This window comes from Cellulomonas carbonis (assembly GCF_014636275.1).
GTDB lineage: Bacteria > Actinomycetota > Actinomycetes > Actinomycetales > Cellulomonadaceae > Actinotalea > Actinotalea carbonis.
In genome coordinates this window covers 795050-816020 of the sequence record NZ_BMEB01000002.1, presented here as the reverse complement: position 1 = coordinate 816020, position 20971 = coordinate 795050, and the positions used below count along the sequence as shown (strand labels likewise).

General features: G+C 75.4%; 20 protein-coding genes. 3 read left to right on the top strand and 17 right to left on the bottom strand.

Going from position 1 to position 20971, the window contains the following annotated elements; genetic code table 11:
* Positions 1–75: 75 nt before the first annotated feature.
* Together mshA and IEV86_RS08930 are read right to left on the bottom strand one after the other, a co-directional pair.
* Positions 76–1365 (bottom strand): D-inositol-3-phosphate glycosyltransferase, encoded by a 1290-nt coding sequence (mshA, locus tag IEV86_RS08935; protein ID WP_229734571.1) that lies wholly within the window; start codon positions 1363–1365, stop codon positions 76–78.
* Between the two features lie 98 nt (positions 1366–1463).
* A complete protein-coding gene (locus IEV86_RS08930) occupies positions 1464–2687 on the bottom strand; it encodes an ROK family transcriptional regulator (RefSeq protein WP_043605464.1) in 1224 nt (407 codons plus the stop codon).
* A 90-nt stretch (positions 2688–2777) separates the two neighbouring features.
* Between IEV86_RS08930 and xylA the strand changes: the two genes are divergently transcribed.
* The gene (gene xylA / locus IEV86_RS08925; protein ID WP_043605466.1) at positions 2778–3965 is read left to right on the top strand and encodes a xylose isomerase; all 1188 of its coding nucleotides are present in this window, start codon (positions 2778–2780) and stop codon (positions 3963–3965) included.
* On the top strand, positions 3965–5437 hold the full coding sequence (xylB, locus tag IEV86_RS08920) for a xylulokinase (protein WP_043605468.1): 1473 nt from the start codon (positions 3965–3967) through the stop codon (positions 5435–5437). Before xylA ends, xylB begins: the two co-directional genes overlap by 1 nt.
* Positions 5438–5602: 165 nt before the next feature.
* Here the strand turns inward: xylB and IEV86_RS08915 are convergent, their stop codons facing one another.
* The 4 genes from IEV86_RS08915 to nadC form a co-directional block, all read right to left on the bottom strand.
* Positions 5603–5938 (bottom strand): histone-like nucleoid-structuring protein Lsr2, encoded by a 336-nt coding sequence (locus IEV86_RS08915; protein ID WP_043605470.1) that lies wholly within the window; start codon positions 5936–5938, stop codon positions 5603–5605.
* Between the two features lie 291 nt (positions 5939–6229).
* Entirely contained in the window at positions 6230–6397 is a 168-nt protein-coding gene (locus IEV86_RS08910) for a hypothetical protein (RefSeq protein ID WP_188484654.1), read from the bottom strand.
* 88 nt (positions 6398–6485) lie between these two features.
* A complete protein-coding gene (lysS, locus tag IEV86_RS08905; RefSeq protein ID WP_081978664.1) occupies positions 6486–7946 on the bottom strand; it encodes a lysine--tRNA ligase in 1461 nt (486 codons plus the stop codon).
* 63 nt (positions 7947–8009) lie between these two features.
* Positions 8010–8993 carry a carboxylating nicotinate-nucleotide diphosphorylase gene (gene nadC / locus IEV86_RS08900; protein WP_081978662.1) on the bottom strand — a complete coding sequence of 328 codons (984 nt, stop codon included), beginning with the start codon at positions 8991–8993 and terminating at the stop codon, positions 8010–8012.
* Positions 8994–9067: 74 nt separating this feature from the next.
* Between nadC and IEV86_RS08895 the strand changes: the two genes are divergently transcribed.
* The gene (locus tag IEV86_RS08895) at positions 9068–9403 is read left to right on the top strand and encodes a rhodanese-like domain-containing protein (RefSeq protein WP_188484631.1); all 336 of its coding nucleotides are present in this window, start codon (positions 9068–9070) and stop codon (positions 9401–9403) included.
* A gap of 28 nt (positions 9404–9431) precedes the next feature.
* On the opposite strand, the gene IEV86_RS08890 is transcribed toward IEV86_RS08895, so the two are convergent.
* The 11 genes from IEV86_RS08890 to ftsH form a co-directional block, all read right to left on the bottom strand.
* Positions 9432–11141, bottom strand: a complete 1710-nt coding sequence (locus tag IEV86_RS08890) for an L-aspartate oxidase (protein WP_043605473.1) — start codon at positions 11139–11141, stop codon at positions 9432–9434.
* 4 nt (positions 11142–11145) lie between these two features.
* Positions 11146–11553: an aspartate 1-decarboxylase gene (gene panD / locus IEV86_RS08885; protein WP_043605475.1), complete on the bottom strand. Its 408-nt coding sequence runs from the start codon at positions 11551–11553 to the stop codon at positions 11146–11148.
* A gap of 20 nt (positions 11554–11573) precedes the next feature.
* Complete coding sequence (panC, locus tag IEV86_RS08880; protein WP_081978663.1) at positions 11574–12587, bottom strand: pantoate--beta-alanine ligase; 1014 nt, start codon at positions 12585–12587, stop codon at positions 11574–11576.
* Positions 12584–13567, bottom strand: coding sequence for a Rossmann-like and DUF2520 domain-containing protein (locus IEV86_RS08875; protein WP_043605476.1), 984 nt, complete (start codon positions 13565–13567; stop codon positions 12584–12586). Before IEV86_RS08875 ends, panC begins: the two co-directional genes overlap by 4 nt.
* The gene (locus IEV86_RS08870) at positions 13564–15108 is read right to left on the bottom strand and encodes a PH domain-containing protein (RefSeq protein WP_188484630.1); all 1545 of its coding nucleotides are present in this window, start codon (positions 15106–15108) and stop codon (positions 13564–13566) included. The genes IEV86_RS08875 and IEV86_RS08870 overlap by 4 nt, the downstream gene beginning before the upstream one ends.
* Positions 15105–15632 carry a PH domain-containing protein gene (locus tag IEV86_RS08865; protein ID WP_052426574.1) on the bottom strand — a complete coding sequence of 176 codons (528 nt, stop codon included), beginning with the start codon at positions 15630–15632 and terminating at the stop codon, positions 15105–15107. Before IEV86_RS08865 ends, IEV86_RS08870 begins: the two co-directional genes overlap by 4 nt.
* Before the next feature lie 42 nt (positions 15633–15674).
* Entirely contained in the window at positions 15675–16157 is a 483-nt protein-coding gene (locus tag IEV86_RS08860; RefSeq protein WP_043610311.1) for a DUF3180 domain-containing protein, read from the bottom strand.
* Positions 16157–17194, bottom strand: coding sequence for a 2-amino-4-hydroxy-6-hydroxymethyldihydropteridine diphosphokinase (folK, locus tag IEV86_RS08855; protein ID WP_052426575.1), 1038 nt, complete (start codon positions 17192–17194; stop codon positions 16157–16159). The genes IEV86_RS08860 and folK overlap by 1 nt, the downstream gene beginning before the upstream one ends.
* Positions 17187–18158, bottom strand: a complete 972-nt coding sequence (gene folP / locus IEV86_RS08850; RefSeq protein WP_438820992.1) for a dihydropteroate synthase — start codon at positions 18156–18158, stop codon at positions 17187–17189. The genes folK and folP overlap by 8 nt, the downstream gene beginning before the upstream one ends.
* Before the next feature lie 64 nt (positions 18159–18222).
* Positions 18223–18900 (bottom strand): GTP cyclohydrolase I FolE, encoded by a 678-nt coding sequence (gene folE / locus IEV86_RS08845; RefSeq protein WP_229734569.1) that lies wholly within the window; start codon positions 18898–18900, stop codon positions 18223–18225.
* Positions 18900–20924 (bottom strand): ATP-dependent zinc metalloprotease FtsH, encoded by a 2025-nt coding sequence (gene ftsH, locus IEV86_RS08840; protein WP_043610167.1) that lies wholly within the window; start codon positions 20922–20924, stop codon positions 18900–18902. The genes folE and ftsH overlap by 1 nt, the downstream gene beginning before the upstream one ends.
* Between the last annotated feature and the right edge of the window lie 47 nt (positions 20925–20971).

Sequence of the window (20971 nt, the reverse complement as noted above, 5' to 3'; positions counted from 1 at the left end):
CAATCCTGCCCCACGACCGCGCGGGACGGCTGGGCCCTCCGGGACCCGGACGGTCCGCGGGACGGTCCCGGGACGTCAGGCCGCGCCGCGCCGCACGCGGTCGTGCGCGAGGTCGTAGACCTTGACCATCGCCTCGGCCGCGGCCTCCCAGCCGAGCCGGCGTCCGTGCCGCAGCGCGCCGAGCGCGAGCCGCGAGCGCGTGGGCGCGTCGCCGAGCAGACCCGTGAGCGCGTCGGCCCACGCGGGAGCGCGGTGCCCGCGCACGAGCGCACCCGTCACCCCGTCGACGACGACGGTCCGCAGACCGCCGACGGCCGCCGCCACGACAGGGGTCCCGCACGCCTGGGCCTCGGCCGCGACGAGCCCGAACGACTCCGAGCGCGACGGGACGGCGACCAGGTCCGCGGCGCGGTACCAGGCGCCGAGCTCGCGCCGCCCGACGGGCGGGCGGACGACGACGCGCGACGCGACGCCGAGCGACCGTGCGAGCTCGGTCAGCTCGGCGACGGCGCGCGGGTTGCCGCTCGGCCCGCCGAGCACGACGAGCAGCGGCACCGGGCGGCCGCGCCGCGCGATCTCGCCGAGCGCACGCACGAGGACGTCGGGCGCCTTGAGGGGCTGGACGCGTCCGGCGAAGAGCACGACCTGCTCGTCGAGCGGGAGGCCGACGGCGAGCCGGGCGCGCAGCTGCGCGTCCGCGAGCGCGCCGGCGTCGACGGGGCCCGCGGGCACGTCGGCGTGGAAGAGGTCGAGGTCGACCCCGGGCGCGACGACGTGCACGGCACCGGGGTCGGCGTCGTAGAGCTCGACGAGATCGCCCGCCTCCTCGGCGGTGCTCGCGACGAGCGCGTGCGCGGCGGCGACGACCTGCTCCTCGCCGATGACGCGGCCGACGGGCTCGGGGCGGTCGCCCGGGGCGAGCGCGGCGTTCTTGACCTTCGCGAGGGTGTGCATCGTGTGGATCAGCGGCACGTCCCAGCGGTCGGCCGCGAGCCAGCCGACCTGGCCGGACAGCCAGTAGTGCGAGTGGACGACGTCGTACCAGCCTCGTGCGCGCGCCGCCCCCGTGCGCAGGACGCCCGCGGTGAACGCGCACAGCTGTCCCGGGAGGTCGTTCTTGTCCAGGCCCTCGTACGGCCCCGCGGGGACGTGCCGGACGAGCACGCCGTCGTCCATGGGCACGGTCTCGGGCAGGCGCGACGTCGTCGCCCGCGTGAAGATCTCGACCTGCGCGCCGCGTGCCGCGAGCGCGCGCGCGAGGTCGGTGACGTAGACGTTCATGCCGCCCGCGTCCCCCGTGCCGGGCTGGTCGAGGGGCGACGTGTGCACGGACAGCATCGCGACGCGCGGCTGGTCCAGGCTCACGGGCGCACTCCTCACACAGGTCCGTCGTCGGGGGATCGGTCCCCAGTATCGATGATCCGCGCGGACGCCCGTGCTCGCGCGTCGACGGCCGGACAGGCTCAGTCCGCGAGCGGACCCCACGTCGAGGGGTCCTCGACCACGGCGTGCAGGCGGCTCAGCGCCGCACCGCTGAGCGCGGGGTACGGGCCCGCGCGCGCGACGTCCACCGCCACGGGCGACCAGGGCGCCGAGATGACGCCGCGGGCGAGCTCGCGCTCGAGTGGCTCGCGCAGGTGGTCGACGAGCACCGCGTGCGTGCCGCCGAGCACGACCTGCTCGACGTCGACCACGTTGACGACGTTGGCGAGCGCGACGCCCAGCGCGCGACCGGCGACCTCGAGCGCCTCGAGCGTGCGCGCGTCACCCGCGTCGGCCGAGCGGCGCAGGTCCTCGACCGACGCGTCCGCGGGCAGGCCGGCGCGCGCGAGGATCGCGTCCTGGCCCGCGTACGCCTCGAGCGTCCCGGGCCGGTGGCCGCGTGCCGCCGAGACCGGGGCCGTCGCGTCCGCGGCGTCCATGTCCAGGACGGTGTGGCCGACCTCACCGCTCCAGCCGTGGCGACCGGGGAAGATCGCGCCGTCGAGCACGATGGCGGCACCGATGCCGACCTCGCCCGAGACGTAGACGAAGCTGCTGGCGCCGTCGTCGGGCGCGAGCCGCCGCGCGCGGGCCTCGGCGCGGGCCGCGAGGTTGGCCTCGTTGCCGAGCCAGGGGGCGTGCGCGGCGTCGCGTCCGAGCAGGCCGACGACGTCGACGTCGCGCCAGCCGAGGTTGGGCGCGACGCGCAGCGGCCCGGTGACGCGGTCCACGAGGCCGGGCAGCGCGAGCGCGGAGCCCACGACCGTCGCCCCGTCGGCCTCGTGCGGCGCCACGAGCCCGGACCCCAGCGCGTCGAGGCGGCGCAGGACCTCGGCCGGGTCGCTCCCCCGGAAGTCGTCGTGCTCGACGCGCTCGGCGACCACGTCGCCCGCGAGGTCGAGCACGCGCGCACCGAGGTAGTCGACGTTCACCTCGAGCCCGACGGCGAGCACGGTCCCCGACGCGGCGCGCAGCGGCACCGCGGGACGGCCGGCGCGCTGCGCCGCGACGGGCGGCAGCTCGGCGACGAGGCGCGCCGCCACGAGCCGGTCGACGAGCGCCGAGACGGTCGCGCGCGTGAGCCCGGTCGCCGCCGCGATGTCCGCGCGCGACGGTGCGACGGGTGCGTCGACGACGTGGCGGAGGACGAGTCCGAGGTTGTGCCGGCGCAGGCTGGCCTGGCGTGCGGGGTCGACGGCGCGCATGCCTTGACCCTAGCGCCCTGGAGCGCATAAGTTCATCCATACAACAAACCAGGGTCGCGCCGTCGCGGCCCCTCCCGAGGAGAGACGCAGATGGTGCGCAAGCCCACCCCTGAGGACAAGTTCTCGTTCGGTCTGTGGACCGTCGGATGGTCCGCCCGCGACCAGTTCGGCGACGCGACCCGCCCCGACCTGGACCCGGTCGAGTCCGTCCACCGCCTGGCCGAGCTCGGCGCGTCCTACGTGACGTTCCACGACGACGACGTCGTCCCGTTCGGCTCCGACACGGCCGAGCGCGACCGGATCCTCGAGCGCTTCAAGAAGGCGCTCGCGGACACCGGCGTCGAGGTCGAGATGGTCACGACCAACACGTTCAGCCACCCCATCTTCAAGGACGGGGCATTCACGTCGAACGACCGCCGCGTCCGCCGCTACGGCCTGCGGAAGATCCTCCGGAACGTCGACCTCGCCGCCGACCTGGGCGCGAAGACGTTCGTCATGTGGGGCGGCCGCGAGGGCGCCGAGTACGACGCCGCGAAGGACCTGTTCGCCGCGCACGAGCGTTATGCCGAGGGCATCGACACCGTCGCCGCATACATCAAGGAGAAGGGCTACGACCTGCGCATCGCGCTCGAGCCCAAGCCGAACGAGCCCCGCGGCGACATCCTGCTGCCGACCGTGGGCCACGCGCTGGCATTCATCGCCGAGCTCGAGAACGGCGACATCGTCGGCCTCAACCCCGAGGTCGGGCACGAGCAGATGGCGGGCCTGAACTACACGACGGGCCTCGCGCAGGCGCTGTGGTCCGACAAGCTCTTCCACATCGACCTCAACGGCCAGCGGTCCATCAAGTACGACCAGGACCTCGTCTTCGGCCACGGCGACCTGTTCTCCGCATTCGCGACCGTCGACCTCCTCGAGAACGGCTTCCCGGGTGGCGGCCCGCGCTACGAGGGCCCCGTCCACTTCGACTACAAGCCCTCGCGCACCGAGGACGTCGAGGGCGTGTGGGAGTCGGCCGCGGCCAACATGGCCACGTACATCCTGCTCAAGGAGCGTGCGCTCGCGTTCCGTGCCGACCCCGAGGTCCAGGAGGCCCTCGAGGCGTCGGGCGTCCTCGAGCTGTCGCAGCCCACGCTGGGCGACGGCGAGACGGTCGCGGACCTGCTGGCCGACCGCTCCGCGTTCGAGGAGCTCGACGTCGACGCCGTGGCCGCCCGCGGGTTCCACTTCGTGCGGCTCAACCAGCTCGCGCTCGAGCACGCCCTCGGCGCACGCTGATGGCGCTCGTGGCGGGGGTGGACTCCTCCACCCAGTCGTGCAAGGTCGTCGTGCGGGACGCCGCGACCGGGGCGCTCGTGCGCTCCGGCCGCGCCGCGCACCCCGACGGCACGGAGGTCCACCCCCGTCACTGGTGGACGGCGCTCGAGGAGGCCGTCGAGCAGGCCGGCGGGCTGGACGACGTCGCGGCGGTCGCCGTCGGCGGTCAGCAGCACGGCATGGTCGCGCTCGACGCCGACGGCGAGGTGGTGCGCCCGGCGCTGCTGTGGAACGACACGCGCTCCGCGTCGGCGGCGGCGGACCTGGTCGCCGAGCTCGGTGACGGCGACGTCGAGCGCGGTGCGGCCGCGTGGGCGACGGCGACCGGGTCCGTCCCGGTGGCGTCGATCACCGCGACCAAGCTGCGCTGGCTGCGCGACGCGGAGCCGGAGAACGCGGCGCGCGTCGCGGCCGTCGCGCTCCCGCACGACTGGCTCACGTGGTGCCTCGCGGGTCACGGCACGGCGCCCGCGGGGTCGCGCGACCTCACGGCGCTGGTCACGGACCGGTCGGACGCGTCGGGGACCGGGTACTGGTCACCCACGCAGGAGGCGTACCGGCCGGACCTGCTGCGCCTCGCGCTCGGGCGGGACGACGTCGTGCTCCCGCGCGTCGCCGGGCCGTCCGAGACCGCCGCGGTCGTCGAGCGTCCCGGTGGCCGGCTGCTGGTCGGCCCCGGTGCGGGCGACAACGCGGCGGCCGCGCTCGGGCTGGGCATGCGCCCCGGCGACGTCACGATCTCCATCGGGACGTCGGGCGTCGTGTCGGCGGTCGCGTCCGCGCCCACGACCGACGCGTCCGGGCTCGTCACGGGCTTCGCCGACGCGACGGGCGTCTACCTGCCGCTCGTGTGCACGCTCAACGCGTCGCGCGTCCTCGACGCGGCGGCGCGCATGCTCGGCGTCGACCACGCGGGGCTGAGCGACCTCGCCCTCGCCGCACCCGCGGGCGCCGACGGGCTCGTCCTCGTGCCGTACCTCGAGGGTGAGCGGACGCCGAACAAGCCCGACGCGACCGGGTCGCTGCACGGGCTGCGGCTCTCGACGACGACGCCCGGGCACCTCGCGCGCGCCGCGGTCGAGGGCATGCTCTGCGCGCTCGCCGACGGGCTCGACGCGCTGCGCGCGCAGGGGGTCCCCGTCGAGCGCGTGCGGCTCATCGGCGGCGGGGCCCGCTCCGAGGCCGTGCGGCGCATCGCACCGGCCGTGCTGGGGCTCGACGTCGTCGTGCCCGAGCCGGGTGAGTACGTCGCCGACGGCGCCGCCCGTCAGGCCGCGTGGGTGCTCGCGGCGGCCGACGACGCGTCGGCCGCGGCACCCGACTGGGCGGCGTCGGGCGAGGAGACCTTCACGGCTCCTGCCGCGACCCACGTGCGCGAGCAGTACGCCCGCGCACGCGAGCTCACGCTCGACCGGCGCGACGGCGACGTCTGACCGCGTCGGACGTCGGCACGCACGACGGAGCCCCCGGCAGCCCGGCTGCCGGGGGCTCCGTCGTCTCGCGCCCTGCCGTGTCGGGCCCTGTCGTGTCGGACCCTGTCGTGTCAGGCCCGTCGTGCAGGGGCCGTCGTGTCGCGGCCGTCGTGTCGGGCCCGCGCCTCAGCGCGCGTCGAACGCGGCCTTCACCTCGGCGGGGATGCGACCGCGCTCGCTCACGGTGAAGCCGTTCGCGCGGGCCCACTCGCGGATCTCGCCGCTGTTGCCGCCGGACGCCCGGCTGGAACCGCCCGACCGCCGCGAACGACCGCCGCCCGAGCGGCCGCCGACGCGGCGCGCGTGCCCGACCCATTCCGCGAACGAGTCACGGAGCTTCGACGCATTCTCGGAGCTGAGGTCGATCTCATAGGAGACGCCGTCGAGCGAGAACGAGACCGTCTCGTCCGCCGTCCCACCGTCGAGGTCGTCGAGAAGGACGACCTGAACCTTCTGTGCCATCGGTTTCTTCTTCCGGTTACATGGTCAGGACAAGCGAGACGATACCCCTGTCCCGGCGGAAAGCGCGCCACGCAAGGCAAATCGGTGATGTGCGGGACCGGTGAAGAAAGGGCTGCACGAGAAAAGCAGCGCATCGTTTTTCGGGACACCGTGTCCTGAAAGCCTGGCGCGGCGGCCGGGACGACGACGTGGGCGCAGGAATCGGTCCGGGATTCCCGTGGTCCGCCCGCTCCGGGACGCGCGCGGTAATCGGGTCCGCCCGCGGCGTCGCCGGACGCGGCGGCAAAGAACTCAGCGCGCCTGGCGCGCGTTCTCGGAGCGCTCGGCGGCCTCGAGGCGTGCGATCGCCTCGCGCTCGCGGCGGTCCGCGTGGATCACGGCACGGATGACGAACCAGAAGACCAGGCCCACACCGACCGAGGGTGCGAGCGCGAAGAGCACGTCGAGGAAGCCGTCCACGCCCCGCATCGTACGGCCCGCACCTGGCCGACCGGACCGTCGGTCACCTCGCCGGACCGGACCCGACGGGCCCCGAGCTGCGGCGCCCTCAGGCGATCGGCTTCACGAGCGGGAAGAGGATCGTCTCGCGGATATTCAGGCCGGTGAGCGCCATCAGCAGGCGGTCGATGCCCATCCCCATCCCGCCCGCGGGCGGCATCGCGTGCTCCATCGCCTCGAGGAAGTCCTCGTCGAGCGGCATCGCCTCGTCGTCGCCCGCCGCCGCGAGGCGCGCCTGCGCCTCGAAACGCGTGCGCTGCACGACCGGGTCGACGAGCTCGGAGTACGCCGTCGCCGTCTCGATCCCGCGGATGTAGAGGTCCCACTTCTCGACCGCGCCCGGGATGCTGCGGTGGTCGCGCGTGAGCGGGCTCGTGTCGACCGGGAAGTCCCGCACGAAGGTCGGCGCGTGCAGGTGGTCGCCGACGTGGTGCTCCCACAGCTCCTCGACGAGCTTGCCGTGGTTCATCCGCTTCGGGTCGATCTGCAGGTCGAACCTCTCGACCAGCGGCATGAGGTGCTCGACGGACGTCTGCGGCGTGATCTCCTCGCCGATCGCCTCCGAGAGCGACCCGTACAGGCTCAGCGCGGTCCACTCGCCGCCGAGGTCGTACTCGGTGCCGTCGGCGAGGGTCACCGTCGTCGTGCCGAGCGCGTCGAGCGCGGCCGTCTGGACGAGGTCACGCGTGAGCTCGGCCATCGTGTCGTAGTCGCCGTACGCCTCGTAGGCCTCGAGCGTCGCGAACTCGGGCGAGTGCGTCGAGTCGGCCCCCTCGTTGCGGAAGCTGCGGTTGATCTCGAACACGCGCTCGACGCCGCCGACGACGGCACGCTTGAGGAAGAGCTCGGGTGCGATGCGCAGGAACAGGTCGAGGTCGAACGCGTTCATGTGCGTCGTGAAGGGGCGCGCGGCCGCCCCGCCGGCCTGGACCTGGAGCATCGGCGTCTCGACCTCGAGGTAGCCGCGCCGGTGGAAGTTGTCGCGCAGCGAGCGGAGGACCGCCGCCCGGAGCCGGACCGTGTCGCGCGCCGCGGGGCGCACGATGAGGTCGACGTAGCGGCGCCGGACCCGCGCCTCCTCCGAGAGGTCCTTGTGCAGCACCGGGAGCGGGCGCAGGGCCTTCGCGGCGAGGCGCCACTCGTCGGCGAACACGCTCAGCTCGCCGCGCCGCGAGCTGATCACGCGGCCGCGCGCGAAGAGGTGGTCGCCGAGGTCGACGTCGGCCTTGAACCGCGCGAGCGCGTCCTCGCCCACGACGGCCTGGCTCAGCATGAGCTGGAGACGGTTGCCCTCGCCGTCCTGCACGGTCGCGAAGCACAGCTTGCCCGTGTTCCGCAGGAACACCACGCGACCCGCGACGCCGACGACGACGTCGGTCTCCTCGCCCGCGGCGAGGTCGGCGTGCGCGGCCCGCACCGCGGCGATGGTGTGCGTCACGGGGACGCCCACGGGGTACGCCTCGCCGCCCTCGGCGAGGATGCGCTCGCGCTTCTCGCGCCGGACACGCATCTGCTCGGGGAGGTCGTCCTCGGCGGCGGTGGGGGTGCTGTCGGCCGTGGTCACCGCGCGAGTCTAGCCAGCGCGCAGGTCCGACCCGGGCGCACCCGCGTCGCGGGCACCCGTGGCCGAGGCCCCGCGCGCGACGAGGTCGAGCGCGACGTCGAGGATCGGGGACGAGTGCGTGAGGGCACCGACCGAGAGGAAGTCGACGCCGGTGGCGGCGACCTCGCCCGCACGCTCGAGCGTGAGGTTGCCCGTGGCCTCGAGCTCGACGCGTCCGACCTCGGGCTCGCGCGCGCGCACCGCGGCGACGACCTCGCGCAGGACCGGCGCCGGCATGTTGTCCAGGAGCAGGAAGCGTGCGCCGGCGTCCACCGCCTCGAGCGCCTGCTCCATCGTGTCGGCCTCGACCTGGATCGCGACGTCCGGGAACGCGTGCCGCACGGCCGCGACGGCCGCGGTCACCGAGCCCGCCGCGACGACGTGGTTGTCCTTGACCATCGCGACGTCGTGCAGGCCCATGCGCTTGTTCGTCCCGCCGCCGCACCGCACCGCGTACTTCTCGAGGTCGCGCAGGCCCGGGGTCGTCTTGCGGGTGTCGAGGACCGTCGCGCCCGAGCCCGCGAGCGCGTCGGCCCAGCGGCGCGTGTGGGTCGCGACCCCGGACGCGCGGGACACCAGGTTGAGCAGCGTGCGCTCGGCGACGAGGAGCACCTGGACCCTGCCCTCGAGGACGGCGAGCACCTGGCCCGCGGCCACCGCGTCGCCGTCGGCGGCCCGCTGCGTGACCGACGGCGCGGGGAGGTCGAGGCGGCCGGCCACCTGGCGCAGCACCTCCGCGACCGCGGGCAGGCCCGCGACGACGCCGTCGGCCCGCGCGACGACGTGCGCGGTGCCCTCCTCGTCGCGCGAGACCGTCGCCTGCGTCGTGACGTCCCGGCCCGGCGCCTCGCCGAGGTCCTCGGTCAGGGCCGTCGCGACGAGCGCCGCGAGGCGGTCGGCGTCGAGGCCGAGGGCCGTCGCGGTCGTGCGGGTCGGGGTCGGTGCGCTCTCCACGCGGACACCGTAGGGCAGGTGACGCAGACTGGTCCGCGGTCGGGCGCGCCGGCCACCGACGACGAGGAGGACCCGTGCACGAGATCGACGTCACCGAGCTGCACCGGCGGCTCGCGCAGGCCGACCCCAGGCACGAGGCGCCGCACGTCGTCGACGTGCGCGAGGAGCACGAGTTCGCGGGCGGGCACGTGCCCGGTGCGGTGAACGTGCCGCTGTCGCAGCTCGTCGAGCGCGTCGGCGAGGTCACGGGCCTGTCCGGCCAGGTCCTGCTCGTGTGCCACTCGGGCGGCCGCTCGGGCCAGGCCGCGGCGTGGCTCGGTCAGCAGGGGTACGACGTCGTCAACGTGGCCGGTGGCACGGCCGAGTGGGTCGCGCGCGGGTACCCCGTGCACGTCCCCGGCCGGTCCTGACCACGCGCTGACGCGGCCGCCCCGCGCCTCAGGTCGGCTCGTCCACCGGCCGGTCGCGCCACACGAGCGTGCCGTCGGCGTCGAGGCGCCCCACGAGCCGCCGCCGCCACGAGGGCTCGCGCGCGGGGAAGTCCTCGCGGAAGTGCCCGCCGCGCGACTCGGTGCGCATCGCGGCGGCCTCGGTGAGCACGACGGCGACCTGGTGCAGGTTCGTCGTCTCCCACTCGGCCGTCTGCGGGGCCGCGACGACGCCCGGGACCGCGTGCGCACGCGTCGGGATCCCCGCGAGCCCCTGCGCGGCCGTGGCGAGCGCGGGTCCGTTGCGGATGACGCCCGGACCCTGCTGCGCCAGGCGCTGGATCCGGTTGCGGACGGTCGCCGCGACGAGGGCCGCGTCGCCCGCACGGTCCACGGGCTCGACGTCCGCGCCGCCGCCGGTGCCGCCGCCGGCCAGACCCGCCACGTGGTCGGCGACGTGCTCCGCGGCCCGGTGCCCGAAGACCAGCCCCTCGAGCAGCGAGTTCGACGCGAGCCGGTTGGCGCCGTGGACCCCCGTGCACGCGACCTCGCCCGCGGCGTACAGGCCCGGGACGCTCGTGCGGCCGAGCAGGTCGGTCAGGACGCCGCCGGAGTGGTAGTGCTGCGCGGGTGCGACGGGCACGAGGTCGGTCGTCAGGTCGATGCCCTCCGACGCGAGGCGCTCGTGGATCGTCGGGAACCGCTCGCGCAGGAAGTCCGCGCCGAGGTGGCGCGCGTCGAGGAACACGTGGTCCGAGCCGGTCGCCGCCATGCGGCGCACGATCGCGTGCGCGACGACGTCGCGCGGCGCGAGCTCGGCCATCGGGTGCACCTCGGGCATGAACCGCACGCCGTCGGTGTCGAGCAGCAGCGCACCCTCGCCGCGCACGGCCTCCGACACGAGCGCGAGCTGACCCTTCACGCCCGCGCCGAGCCACAGCACGGTCGGATGGAACTGGACGAACTCGACGTCGGCGACCTCGGCCCCCGCGCGCAGCGCCGCCGCGAGCCCGTCACCCGTCGCCTGGGCGGGGTTGGTCGACGAGGGGTACACCTGGCCGATCCCGCCCGTCGCGAGGACGACGGCACGTCCGAGCGCCGCGCCGACGCCGTCGCGCGTGCCCTCGCCGATCACGTGCAGGGTCACGCCGCACACCGCACCGGGCGCGCCGTCGGGCCCGGGCGGGCCGGTCAGGAGGTCCAGGACGAGCGCGTGCTCGATCACCTCGATCCCGGGGTCGTCGCGCACGGCCTCGAGCCGGGCGACGAGCGCGCGGGAGATCTCGGCTCCCGTCGCGTCGCCGCCCGCGTGCGCGATCCGGTCGGCGCCGTGCCCGCCCTCGCGCGTGAGCGCGATGCGCCCGTCGTCGTCCGTGTCGAAGCGGGCGCCGAGCGCCACGAGCTCGCGCACGCGCCGCGGGCCCTCGGTCACCAGGACGTCCACGGCGCGGGCGTCGCACAGGTCGACGCCCGCGACGAGCGTGTCGGCGCGGTGCGCCGCGGGTGAGTCGTCCGGGTCGAGCGCCGCGGCGATGCCGCCCTGCGCCCACACCGTCGAGCCCGACGACAGCGTGCCCTTGGTCACGAGGAGCACGCGGTCGACGCGGCGGCGCAGGCGCAGGGCCGCGGTGAGCCCCGCGATGCCCGAGCCGACGACGACGACGTCGGCGTGCGCCGTCCACCCCGCGGCGGGTGCCGCGAGCCGGCGGGCGAGCCTCACGCGGTCACGCCCGCCACGGCAGGGCCGAGCTCTCGAGCCCCTCCCCCGGCGGGACGGCACCCGGGTCCTCGCCCAGCTCGACGATGCGGTTGTCCGCGTCGACGTGCACGACGTGCGGGCTGTAGGTGCGCGCCTCGGCGTCGGGCAGGAGCGCGTAGGCGATGAGGATCACCGTGTCGCCGGGGTGCACGAGGTGGGCCGCGGCGCCGTTGACGCACACCACGCCCGACCCGCGCTCACCCTCGAGCGCGTACGTCGTCAGACGCGCGCCGTTGGTCACGTCGACGACGTCGACCTGCTGACCGGGCAGCAGGTCCGCCGCCTCGAGGAGGTCGGCGTCGACCGTCACCGAGCCGACGTAGTGCAGGTCCGCAGCCGTCACGGTCGCGCGGTGGATCTTGCCGACCATCATGGGCCGGAGCCGGCCTGTGCTCACGAGGTCCTCCCCTGCGGCGCCGCGACCTGCAGCACCGCGTTGTCGATGAGCCGGGTCGAGCCGACGCGCGCGGCGACCGCGAGCACCGCCTCCCCGGTGTGCGCGGGTCCGACGTCCGTGGCGTCCGCCGGGTCGACGAGCGCGACGTAGTCGAGGTCGACCGCGGGCTCGGTGGCGAGCACCCCGCGCGCGGCGTCGAGCACCTCGGGTGCGGGACGGCCCGCGTCGGCCGCGGAGCGTGCCGCGGCGAGCGCGCGCGACAGCACGAGCGCCGAGCGACGGTCCGCCGCGGACAGGTACGCGTTGCGCGACGACAGCGCGAGCCCGTCGGCGTCGCGCACCGTCGGGACCGCCACGACCTCGACCGGCACGTCGAGGTCGCGCACCATGCGGCGGACGGCCATGAGCTGCTGGGCGTCCTTCTGCCCGAAGAGCGCGACGTCGGGCTGGACGAGGTGCAGGAGCTTGAGCACGACCGTGAGCACGCCGTCGAAGTGGCCGGGCCGGTGGGCACCCTCGAGCCGCTCGCCGAGCGCACCGGCCGACACGCGCACGGCCGGCTCACCGCCGCGGTACACCTCGCCGACGTCGGGGGCGAGGACGACGTCGACCCCCGCGGTCGCGAGCAGCGCGACGTCCCCGTCGAGGTCGCGCGGGTAGCGCGCGAGGTCCTCGGCCGGGCCGAACTGGAGCGGGTTGACGAAGATCGTGACGACGACCTCGTCGGCGTGCTCGCGGGCGGCGCGGACGAGCGCGAGGTGGCCCTCGTGCAGCGCACCCATCGTCATGACGACCGCTCGACGACGGCGCGGCCACCGCTGCGACGCGCGCTCGTCGAGGACGGCGGCGAGCTCGGCGCGCGTGCGGACGAGCCGCGGCGCGGTGCTCGGTGCGGTGCTCGGCGCGGTGCTCGGTGCGGTGCTCGGCGCGGTGCTCGGGGCCCCGCCCGGCACGGCGTCCGGCACGGCGTCCGGCAGGTCGCCCGGCACGGCGCCCGGTGCGTCGGTCATGCGTCCTCCTCGTCGTCCCCGTCGGTGGACGCGTCAGGGTCGGGCTCGGCCAGCACGTCGAGCAGCCGCTCGGCGTCCCGGACGCCGAGGCGACCGCCGGTGAGCGCGCGACCCGTCGCCGCACGCGCCAGCGCACGATACGTGCCCGGGAGGTCGCTCGTCGTCGGCTCGGTGCCCGCGAGCTCCGCGAGGCGTCGCAGGTGCGCCGCGACCGTCCCCGCGTCGCCCCGGACCACGGGACCGGTGAGCGACGCGACGCCGCTCGAGCCGACCGCGGTCCCGTCCCCCGCGTTGGCCGAGGCGCGCACCGCGCTGTCGAGCGCGGCGGCGAGCAGCGGCCCGAGGACGCGGTCCGGTGCGGCGACGCCCGCGGCCGCGAGCGCCTGGGCGGCCTGCGCGACCAGGACCACGAGGTGGTTCGCACCGTGCGCGAGGGCCGCGTGGTACAGCGGACGCATCTCCTCGGCGACGACGACGGGCTCGGCGCCGATCTCGACGACGAGCGCCTGGCCGATGGGCAGCACAGGGGTCGGTGCGGTCACCGCGACGGTGCACCCGGGCAGGCGGCCGAGGTCGAGCGACGTGCCCGTGAACGTCATCGCGGGGTGGAGCGCGATCGGGATCGCCCCGGCGGCCCGCGCGGGTGCGAGAACGCCGACGCCGTGCGCACCGGCGGTGTGCACGACGATCTGCCCGGGCTGCCACGCACCGACGGTCGCGAGGCCCTGCACGAGGTCGGCGAGCGCGTCGTCGGGGACCGTGAGCAGCACGAGCTCCGCGCGCTCCACGACCTGCTCGACCTCGAGGTGCTCGACGCCCGGAAGGAGCGTCGCGATGCGCTCGCGGCTCTCGGCCGAGATGCCGCTCGCGCCGACGACGGCGTGCCCCGCGGCCCGCAGCGCGCTGCCGAGCACCGCGCCGACGCGTCCGGCCCCGACGACGCCCACCCCGAGCCGGCCCGGTGCGGACGACGGCGTCACGACCGCCCCACCTCGGACGGCGGCGACACGGCCGGAGGTGCGGGTGGAGCAGGGGGTGCGGGTGGAGCAGGGGGTGCGGCCGGCGGCGGGGCCGCCGGGGTCGGGGTCGCCGGTTCCGGCGTCGCCGACGCGGCGGGCGCGGCCGGGGCGACGCCGCGTGCGTGCATGTGCTCCATCCAGCGCTCGGGCCCCGCGGACGCGCGGGCCTCGCGGGCGCGCTCGGCCTGGGTCGCGAGCAGGTGGGCGGCGACGTCGGCCGCGAGGTGCGGGACGGTGGGCGACACGGGACCCGGGGTCGAGTGCAGCGCGACGCTCGCGAGGCCGAGGCGGCGCTGGATCGGACCCTGCGTGAGCCCCAGGGACTGCGTGCGCTCGTGCGGGACGACGTCGACCTGCCGGACGAAGCGGCCGCTGCGCAGCACGAGCCCACGACCCGTCAGCGCGTACCCGTTGCGGCGCCACGACAGGGGGTCGAGCCAGCGCGCGGACTGCGGGCTCGTCACGAAGCGGCCGGGCCCCGTGCCCGTGAGCGCGTCGTCGAGCAGCGCGACCGGGTCCTCGGCGCCGAGGTCCGGCAGGACGAGCCAGAGTGCGAGCAGCGCCTCGTCCCGGTCGCCCACGGGCAGCAGGACGCTCTCGGTCTGGGCGTCGGAGACCCCGTACCCGGCGACGTTCACCTGGACGCGCCACCAGCCGCGGCTGCGCCACAGCAGCGGCTGCGTGATGCGCACCGCCTGGACGCGCCCGGGCGGGACGGTCTGCGCGCGGGCCGACGTGAAGCCGTGCCGCAGGCGGATGCCGTCGGGCGACACCGCCGCGCGGAAGCCGAACTCGCTGTTGAACCGCTGCACCGCGTAGCCGGCCGTGCCGAGCAGGAACGGCAGCAGCGTGATCGCGATGCTCGGCTCGCCCGTGACGGCGATCGCGACCGCGACGCCGACGATGCCGATCAGCCCGATGATCGCGGCCGACGACAGCAGCGTCGAGACGAGGATGCGCGAGGCCTCGACCGCGAGGACCTCGCGCTCGGGCGCGACGGGTGCGTGCGGCACCTCGGGCGTGCCGAACTCGACCCCCGCGGCGCGCGCGAGGAGCTCGTTGCGCAGCACCTGCGCGTCGGCCTCGCGCAGGAACGACAGCTTCACCGCCGAGTCGGAGCCTCCCGCGACCTCGATCTTGAGCTCGGCGAGCCCCAGCAGCCGCGCGAGGAGCGGCTGCACGACGTCGATCGCCTGGATCCGGTCCAGGCGAGCGGTGCGCTGCTGACGGAACAGGACTCCCTGCTGCAGGTGCACGGCGTCGGGCCCCACCGCGAACCGCGCCATGCGCCAGGCGACCAACGAGTACAGGAAGCCGATCAGGACCACGCCCGCGATCGCCCCGACGACGGGCCACCAGCCGACGGCGTCGACCGCGTCGCGCGCCGCGGTGACGTTCTCGGCGCCCTGCTGCACGGCGATCGCGAGCACGACGACGAGGACCTTCCAGCCCTTGACCGCCGGCGTGACGGGGTGGAACCGCGACCAGACCAGCTCGCTCACAGCCCGGCCAGCCTCGCCTCACCGCGCGCCGCGAGACGGTCGCGCAGCCGGGACGCCTCGTCGGGCGCCAGCCCCGGGATGACGGCGTCGCTCGCGGGCGAGGCGGTGTGCAGCTGGACCTTCGCGATGCCCGCCCACCGGTCGAGCGGGCCGGCCTGGACGTCCACGAACTGCATGCGGCCGTACGGGACGACGACGAGGGTACGGAACAGGATCCCGCGGCGGACCAGCAGGTCGTCCGCGCGCTCCGCGTAGCCGATCGCGCGCGCCTGGCGCGGCACGAGGAGCGCGGTCCACAGCGCGACGGCGACGACGACACCCGGCACCGCCCAGAGACCCGGAACCCCCGTCAGGACCGCGATCAGCACGCCCACCACGACCGGGGGCAGCAGCACGATCGCGGCCGTCACGAGGCGCACGGTGACGAGCCGCGGCGAGACGCCGACCCAGTCGACGTCCTGCGGGTCGAAGGGATCGGGGCTCACGCCGTGCGCGGCCGGCAGGACCGAGGGTCCGTCGCTCATGCGGTCATCCTCCCACTGCGCGTGGACGCGCCGGACCGGTGCTCAGACGACGCCGTCGGGCACCGTCGGCCCGGTGCCGTCCTCGTCGTCGCCGTCGCGCACCTCGCACCACCGCTCGACGACCAGGCCCACGACCGCGAGGAGCACTGCCGCGGCGAGCGCGACGCCCGCCGTCACGGCGACGTCACGCCGTGCCGCGATCTCCAGGTCGCCGACCGTGAGCAGGACGTGCCCGCCGTACCAGCCGGCGAGCAGCGCACCCGTGTAGGCGGACGCGGTCGCGAGCACGACGGTGCGGGCCGCCCGCAGCGGGTCCATGCCGGGTCGCTTCCCGTCGCGCAGCTGCCGGACCTGCCAGCCGGACGCGAGGACGAGCACCGCGATGACGACGAGCACGGCCGCCGACAGCCACGGCACCGCGAGCACCGTCGCGCCCCGCGCCTCCGCGAAGCGCAGCACGAGCAGCACGACGGCCGCCGCGACGAGCGCGACGACGAGGAGCCGGGTCCACGGGGTCCGTCGCATCAGGCCTCCCCCGGCGTCCGCCACCAGTCGAGCGCCATCCAGCGGATCCCGCCCCGGTCGGGCGCCGTCTCGGCGAGGAGGCGGACGGGGCCGCCACCGAGACCCGGCAGGACGGCGTCGGGGGCGACCTGCGCCCACGGCTCGAGGACGAACGCGCGCTCGTGCGCACGCGGGTGCGGGAGCTCGAGGTCGTCCGTGACCGCGAGGGTCGTCCCGTGCACGACGACGTCGACGTCCACCGTGCGCGGGCCCCACCGCTCGAGGCGCTCCCGCCCGAGGGACGCCTCCACGCCCTGGCACGCGCGCAGGAGGGCCCGCGGGGCGAGCGTCGTGCGGCCCAGGACGACGGCGTTGAGGTAGTCCGGCTGCTCGGGGCCGCCGACCGCAGCGGTCCGCACGAGCGGCGACACCGCGACGACGTCGAGCCCGTCGACCTCGCACAGCTCGTGGACCGCGCGGCGCAGCAGGTCCTGGCTCGGGCCGAGGTTGGAGCCGAGCGCGAGCACGACGTCGACCGGCTCGGCGGGCGGCTCGTCGAGGCGGTCGTGGACCGCCGTCTGCCCCGCGACGCCCGACGGCTCCGCGACGTCGGCCTGCGGGTCCTGCTCGGTGGCCGCGGCACCTGCGTGGCGTCCGCCCGCGGGTGCGGCGACCGCCGGTGGGCGCGCCCGGTCGCGGTGGATCTCCACCGTCACGTCGTCGAACGGCACCGGGATGGGCGCCTGCGGCTTGTGCAGCACGACGTCGACGGCGTGCACGCGGTCGTCGTCGAGCACGACCGCGGCGATCCGCTCGGCGACGGTCTCGACGAGGTCGGCGGGGGCGCCCGACAGGACCGCGGCGACGCGCGAGGTGACGGTGCCGTAGTCGACGGTGAGGTCGAGGCGGTCGGCCGCGGCGGCGGACCGCGTGTCGACGTGCAGGACGACGTCGGCGACGAACCGCTGCCCGTCCCGGCGCTCGTGGTCGAACACCCCGTGGTGGCCGGTCGCGGCGATGCCGGTGATCCGGATCCGGTCGTGCTGCACGTCAGGCACGGGTGCTCCTCGTCTCGTGCGGCGGCCACCGCGGCGGCGCGGGGTCGGCGGGGCGCGCGGTGCCGAGGGGTGGCGCCGCGGCGGGTGGGTGCGTGTCGCGTGCGGCGCGCCAGGCGGCCCCGACGCGGACGGCGTCGGCGGTCGGCGCGACGTCGTGCACCCGGACGCACCACGCGCCCGCCGCCGCGGCGAGCGCGCTCACGGCCGCCGTCGCGTCGTCACGGCGGTGGGGCGGCGCCGGCTGCCCGGCGGCGTCGGCGAGCAGGTGGCCCAGGAACCGCTTGCGCGACGCGCCGACGAGCACGGGACGCCCGAGAGCGATCAACGCGTCCAGGTGCGCGAGCAGGGGCCAGTTGTCCGAGCCGGGCTTGGCGAACCCGAGCCCGGGGTCGAGCACGAGCTGCTCGAGACGGACGCCGTCGGCCAGGAGCGCGTCGACGCGGGCCGCGAGCTCGTCCCGCACGTCCGCGACGACGTCGTCGTACGTCGCGAGGTCGTCCATGACGTCGCCGTGCCCGCGCCAGTGCATCGCGACGTAGACCGCGCCGGTCGCGGCCGCGACCCGGCCCATGTCGGGGTCGGCGAGACCGCCCGAGACGTCGTTGACGACGACCGCGCCCGCGCCGACCGCGGCCTGGGCGACGCGCGCACGCGTCGTGTCGACGCTCACGACGGCCCCCGCGTCGGTGAGCTCGCGCACGACCGGCAGGACGCGGCGCAGCTCCTCCTCGACCGGGACGCGCGAGGCACCGGGCCGCGTCGACTCGCCGCCGACGTCGAGGAGGTCGGCGCCCTCGGCGAGCAGCCGCATGCCGTGCGCGACCGCGGCGGTCGGCTCGAACCAGCGCCCGCCGTCGGAGAACGAGTCGGGGGTGACGTTGACGACGCCCATGACCAGCGTGCGGTCGAGCGACGTCAGGGAGGGCGGGAGCGGCGCGGGGTGCGTCGGTGGCGTCTCGCTCACGCCGCCAGCCTAGGGGCGGCTCGACGGCGCTCGTGCGGGGCGCGGTGGTCGTGCACCGGGCGCCTCAGCGGCCGAGGATGAGGCTCATCGCCTCCGCACGCGTCGCGACGTCGCGCATCTGGCCGCGCACGGCCGACGTGAGCGTCCGCGCCCCCGGCTTGCGCACGCCGCGCATCGACATGCACAGGTGCTCGCACTCGACCACGACGATGACGCCGCGCGGGCGCAGGACCTCCACCAGCGTGTCCGCGACCTGCGACGTGAGCCGCTCCTGGACCTGGGGCCGGCGCGCGTACACGTCGACGAGCCGCGCGAGCTTCGACAGCCCGGTGATGCGTCCGTCGTCGCCCGGGATGTACCCCACGTGCGCGACGCCGTGGAACGGCACGAGGTGGTGCTCGCAGGTCGAGTACACCTCGATGTCCTTGACCAGGACCATCTCCTCGTGGCCCAGGTCGAACGTCGTCTGCAGCACCGCGGCCGGGTCCTGGTGCAGGCCCGCGAAGGTCTCGGCGTAGGCGCGCGCGACGCGGGCGGGCGTGTCCTGCAGGCCCTCCCGGTCCGGGTCCTCGCCCACGGCGAGCAGGAGCTCGCGCACCGCGCGCTCGGCACGTGCCGCGTCGTAGCGCGGGAGCGGCAGCGCGGCGGCGTCCTCCCCGACCTGCGGCACGTCGTCGGCGGGCACCAGGTGACCGTCGCCCGCGACGTCGAGCCCGGGCGCGTCGTCGGCCGTGTGCGTCATCAGCCCAGCCGTCCGTCCGGGGTGCCGCCCGGCGGGACCTCGCCGACCGGTGCGGCCGGGTGCTCCGGCTTGGCGGCGGCGGCCTCGTCCTGGGGCGGCATGTGGCCGTTGCCCGCGGCCTGCTCCGCGGGCGTCCGGACGGGCGGCAGGTCGGACACGGGGCGCCCGTCGCTCGACAGCCACACGTCGCGCGGCTCGCGCTTGACGACGCGGGAGAACACCTCGGCGAGCTCGGCCTGGTTGAGCGTCTCGCGCTCGAGCAGCTCGAGGACCAGCCCGTCGAGCACGTCGCGGTACTGGTTGAGGATCTCGTACGCCTCGTCGTGCGCGAAGTCCATGAGGCGGCGCACCTCGGCGTCGACGATGAAGGCGACCTGGTCGGAGTACTCGCGGCCGTGGCCGCGGTCCATCCCGACGAAGGGCTCGCCGTCGCCCTGGCCGAGCTTGACCGCCCCCACCTTCTCGCTCATGCCGTACTGCGTGACCATCTTGCGCGCGATGGCCGTGGCCTTCTCGATGTCGTTGGACGCGCCCGTGGTCGGGTCGTGGAAGACGATCTCCTCGGCGACGCGGCCGCCCATCGCGTACGCGAGCTGGTCGAGCAGCTCGTTGCGCGTGGTCGAGTACTTGTCCTCCGACGGCATGACCATCGTGTAGCCGAGCGCCCGGCCGCGCGGGAGGATCGTGACCTTGGTGACCGGGTCGGTGTAGCGCAGCGCCGCGGCGACCAGGGCGTGACCACCCTCGTGGTACGCCGTGATCTTCTTCTCCTTCTCGTTCATCAGCCGGGTCCGCTTCTGCGGGCCGGCGATGACGCGGTCGATCGCCTCGTCGAGCTCGTGGTTGCCCACGAGCGTGCCGTTGGTGCGCGCCGTCAGGAGCGCGGCCTCGTTGAGCACGTTGGCGAGGTCGGCGCCCGTGAAGCCGGGCGTGCGCTTGGCGACCGCGTGCAGGTCGACGTCGGGCGCGACGGGCTTGCCCTGGGCGTGGACGTGCAGGATCTTCTCGCGGCCCTGCAGGTCGGGGGCGTCCACCGAGATCTGCCGGTCGAACCGCCCGGGCCGCAGCAGGGCCGGGTCGAGGATGTCGGGCCGGTTGGTCGCGGCGATGAGGATGACGTTCGCGTTGACGTCGAAGCCGTCCATCTCGACGAGCATCTGGTTGAGCGTCTGCTCGCGCTCGTCGTGCCCCCCGCCCATGCCGGCGCCGCGGTGCCGGCCGACGGCGTCGATCTCGTCGATGAAGATGATCGCGGGTGCGTTCTGCTTGGCCTGGTCGAACAGGTCGCGCACGCGCGAGGCGCCGACGCCGACGAACATCTCGACGAAGTCCGAGCCCGAGATCGAGTAGAACGGCACGCCCGCCTCGCCCGCGACGGCACGCGCGAGGAGGGTCTTGCCGGTACCGGGCTGCCCGTAGAGCAGGACGCCCTTGGGGATCTTGGCGCCGACGGCCTGGAACTTGGCGGGGTCGGCGAGGAACTCCTTGATCTCCTGGAGCTCCTCGACCGCCTCGTCCACGCCCGCGACGTCGGCGAACGTGACCTGCGGGTTCTCCTTGGAGACGAGCTTGGCGCGCGACTTGCCGAACTGCATGACGCGCGAGCCGCCGCCCTGCATGCGCGACATGAGGAACCAGAACAGGCCCAGGATGATGATGAACGGGAGCATGATGCTCAGCAGGTTCATCCACCACGGCGTGCGCGGGACGAGCGCGTCCCAGCCGTCCTCGGGCGCGGACTCGATGACCGCGTCGACGACCTCGTCGCCCAGCGGCTCGACGTAGTAGAACTGCACGGCGCGGCCGTGGTCGTCGAAGTCCTCGCTCAGCGTCAGGTCGACGCGCTGCTGGCCCTCGGTGATCCGCGCCTGCTCGACCGTGTCACCGCCGAGCAGCGCGAGGCCCTCGCTCGTGTCGATGCGCTGGACGCCCGGGGGCGTGAGCGAGGTCATGCCGACCCACAGGATGACGACGGCGATCGCGATCCACAGGACGGGACCGCGCGTGAGGCGCTTGAGATTCATGGGCAGCGGGCGGGGCCCTCGTCCCTCCAGGTCGCAGGGTGATCTGC